The sequence below is a fragment of the Variovorax sp. HJSM1_2 genome (genome assembly GCF_049316285.1).
Taxonomy (GTDB): Bacteria; Pseudomonadota; Gammaproteobacteria; order Burkholderiales; family Burkholderiaceae_C; genus Rhodoferax_B.
The window spans coordinates 1-2,655 of the sequence record NZ_JBMOXA010000059.1; the positions used below are offsets into that span (position 1 = coordinate 1).

A 2,655-nucleotide genomic window follows, 5' to 3' on the forward strand; every position below is an offset into this window, starting at 1 on the left:
GGCGGCCCGCTGAACCAGGCCGGCACGCTGCGCGGCCGCTTGATTGGCGCCTGGCAAGACAACGACTCGTTTGTCGACCGCCTGCACGAAAAGAAGGAAGTGCTTGCAGGCATTGTCGAGGCCGATGTGGCGTCGGGCACCCTGCTGAGCGCCGGCTTCAGCCTGCAAAACCATGACTCCACGGGCCTGGCACGCTCCGGCCTGCCGCTGTTTAATGCCGATGGCTCACTGGCGAGTTGGGCGCGCGAAAAGTCTGCGGCCGCCAACTGGGCCTACACCACACGGCACAACCAGTCGGTGTTCGCCTCGGTAGATCAGCGCTTGGCGAACGACTGGAACGGCAAGCTGGTGTTCACACACAGCCGCCACCAGTACGATGAAATGCTGGGCTACGCGGCCAACGGTTACGCCGACCCGGCCACGGGTGCAGGCATTGGCCTGTGGTCCACGCGTTTTGCGGGCAACCCCACGCAAGACAGCGTAGACGCCACACTCGGCGGGCCATTCACCGCGTTTGGCCGGCGCCACGACCTGGCCTTCGGCCTGACGACCTCGCGCACCAAGAGTGATGAGGCCAGCTACGGCCGTTGGTTCTTCGACGGCTGGGATGGTTCTATCGCCAACATCTATACCTGGGATGGCAACACCCCGTCTGCGCCGCCCAACCCGCAGCAAGGCCATTCGCTCAGCACCGAACGCACACACAGCGGCTTTGCCAGCCTGCGCCTGAAGCCCAGCGATGCGCTGTCGGTGTTGGCCGGTGCACGCGCCACACGCTGGACTTACGACATCAACAGCTTTGATCTCACCGGCGCCAACACCAGCAGCGACAGCCGCAGTGCCGACAAAATCACGCCTTATGCCGCGCTGGTGGTGGACCTGGACAAACGCTGGTCGGTCTATGCCAGCTACACCACGGTGTTCAAGCCGCAGAGCTACGCCAAGGATGAGACGGGGCAATTGATCGCGCCCGAAGAGGGCAAGGGTTTTGAGATCGGCACCAAGGCCGCGCTGCTGGACGAGCAGCTCAACTTCAGCGCCGCCATCTACCAGACCAAGCTCGACAACGTCGCCGAGTGGGTGCGTGACGACATTTACCGTGCTATCCAGGGTGTGAAAACCAAGGGCTTTGAGTTTGAACTCTCGGGTGCGCTGGCGCGCAACTGGCAGGCGTCAGTCGGCTTCTCGCGCAATCTCTCGCGCGATGGCAACGACCAGCCGGTCAACACCGATGTGCCCAAGAACAACCTCAAGCTCTACACCACCTACAAATTGCCCGATGTGGGTGGCGGTCTGACGCTTGGCGGCGGTGTGCGTTGGCAGAACCTGACCTATTCTGACGGCCGTGGCCCGAACGGCGAACGCTTCGAACAAGGCGCCTATGCCGTGGCCGATGTGATGCTGCGCTACGCCTTCAACCGCAACGTCGAGGCTACGCTGAACATCAACAACCTGTTCGACCGCCACTACTACACCAGCGCAACTTCGGCCTATTCGGGTGCGCCGCGCAATGTGATGGCCGGTTTGCGCTGGAAGATCTGACGGGGCTTGAGGCGGCGCAGGGCCGAGGAAATGGCCCTTTTTTGGGTTTCGTTGGTCATAGGAGATAAGGGCGCCAAAAAACTTTGAGCGCCTGTTTTCCCAAAACCACCATGAAATCAATCTCCTCATCCTCGGACCACGGCTGGCGGCTGCTTTCGCGCAGCGCCGCTGCCGTGCTGGGCGGCTACGCCTTGGCCAGCGCCGCCGGCATCTTTCTGGCGGGCGTGTTGCCGCAGAGCCGTGGCGAGGCGGCGCTGGTCGGTGTGCAATTGAGCTTTGCGATCTACACCTGCGCCGTGATCTGGGTGTTTGCCGTGGCCGACCTGCGCCGCGTGTGGCTGGGCTTGCTGGGCACCAGCGCGCTGCTGGCGGGTGTGGGCTGGTGGCTGCTGAAAGGTGGTGTATGAGCAAGACCTCCAGAGTTTCCCAAAGCGAGAGCGGCTTTCGCCAATCTATGGCCTGGTTGCACACCTGGTGTGGCCTGTGGTTTTCGTGGCTGCTGTATGCCGTGTTCCTGACCGGCACGCTGGCCGTGTTCGACGAACCCATCACCCACTGGATGGGCCCCGAGCATGCGTTGGAAGAGGCCGCCGCCGAGCAAGCCCAAGCCCATGCAGCGCCCGTGAGCAACCGCGCGCAACGCCTGGCCTTTGGCATGGCCTATATGGCGCAGCACCACGCCACGGCCGACATGTGGGAGCTGTGGCCCATCAACCGTGGCCAGGACAATGGCCTCACGGCCTACTGGTTCGACAAGTCCGGTGGTTACGCCGCGATGGAACTGGACCCCTTGACCGGTGCACCGCTGCCGCCAAGCCCGGCGCCACCGCTGCGCGGCACCCAGGGCGGCCATCATTTTGTCGACTTTCACTACGAGTTGCATGCGGGCAAGATCGGCCTGTGGATTGTTGGTGTGACGGCCATGGCCATGCTGGTGGCGCTGGTGTCGGGTGTGGTCACCCACAAGCGCATCTTCAAGGATTTCTTCACCTTCCGGCCGAAGAAGGGCCAACGCTCCTGGCTGGACGCACACAACGCCGTGGCCGTGCTCACGCTGCCGTTTCTGTTCATGATCGCCTACACCGGCCTGGCGATCTCCGGCCGCAGCTTTGT

3 protein-coding genes are annotated in these 2,655 nt (G+C 63.2%); all 3 read left to right on the forward strand.

The genetic code is table 11. The features are described from left to right. On the forward strand, positions 1-1,542 hold a 1,542-nt coding region (locus ACFQ95_RS25915), incomplete at its 5' end, for a TonB-dependent siderophore receptor (protein ID WP_422835848.1). 110 nt (positions 1,543-1,652) lie between these two features. Then, positions 1,653-1,949 (forward strand): hypothetical protein, encoded by a 297-nt coding sequence (locus ACFQ95_RS25920; RefSeq protein ID WP_422835850.1) that lies wholly within the window; start codon positions 1,653-1,655, stop codon positions 1,947-1,949. Then, positions 1,946-2,655: PepSY-associated TM helix domain-containing protein (locus ACFQ95_RS25925; protein ID WP_422835852.1), on the forward strand; the 710-nt coding region annotated here is incomplete at its 3' end. The genes ACFQ95_RS25920 and ACFQ95_RS25925, both read left to right, overlap by 4 nt.

Excerpts from the sequence above, each read along its gene's own strand:
- ACFQ95_RS25920 (WP_422835850.1), top strand. The coding sequence starts at position 1,653 with ATGAAATCAATCTCCTCATCCTCGGACCACGGCTGGCGGCTGCTTTCG.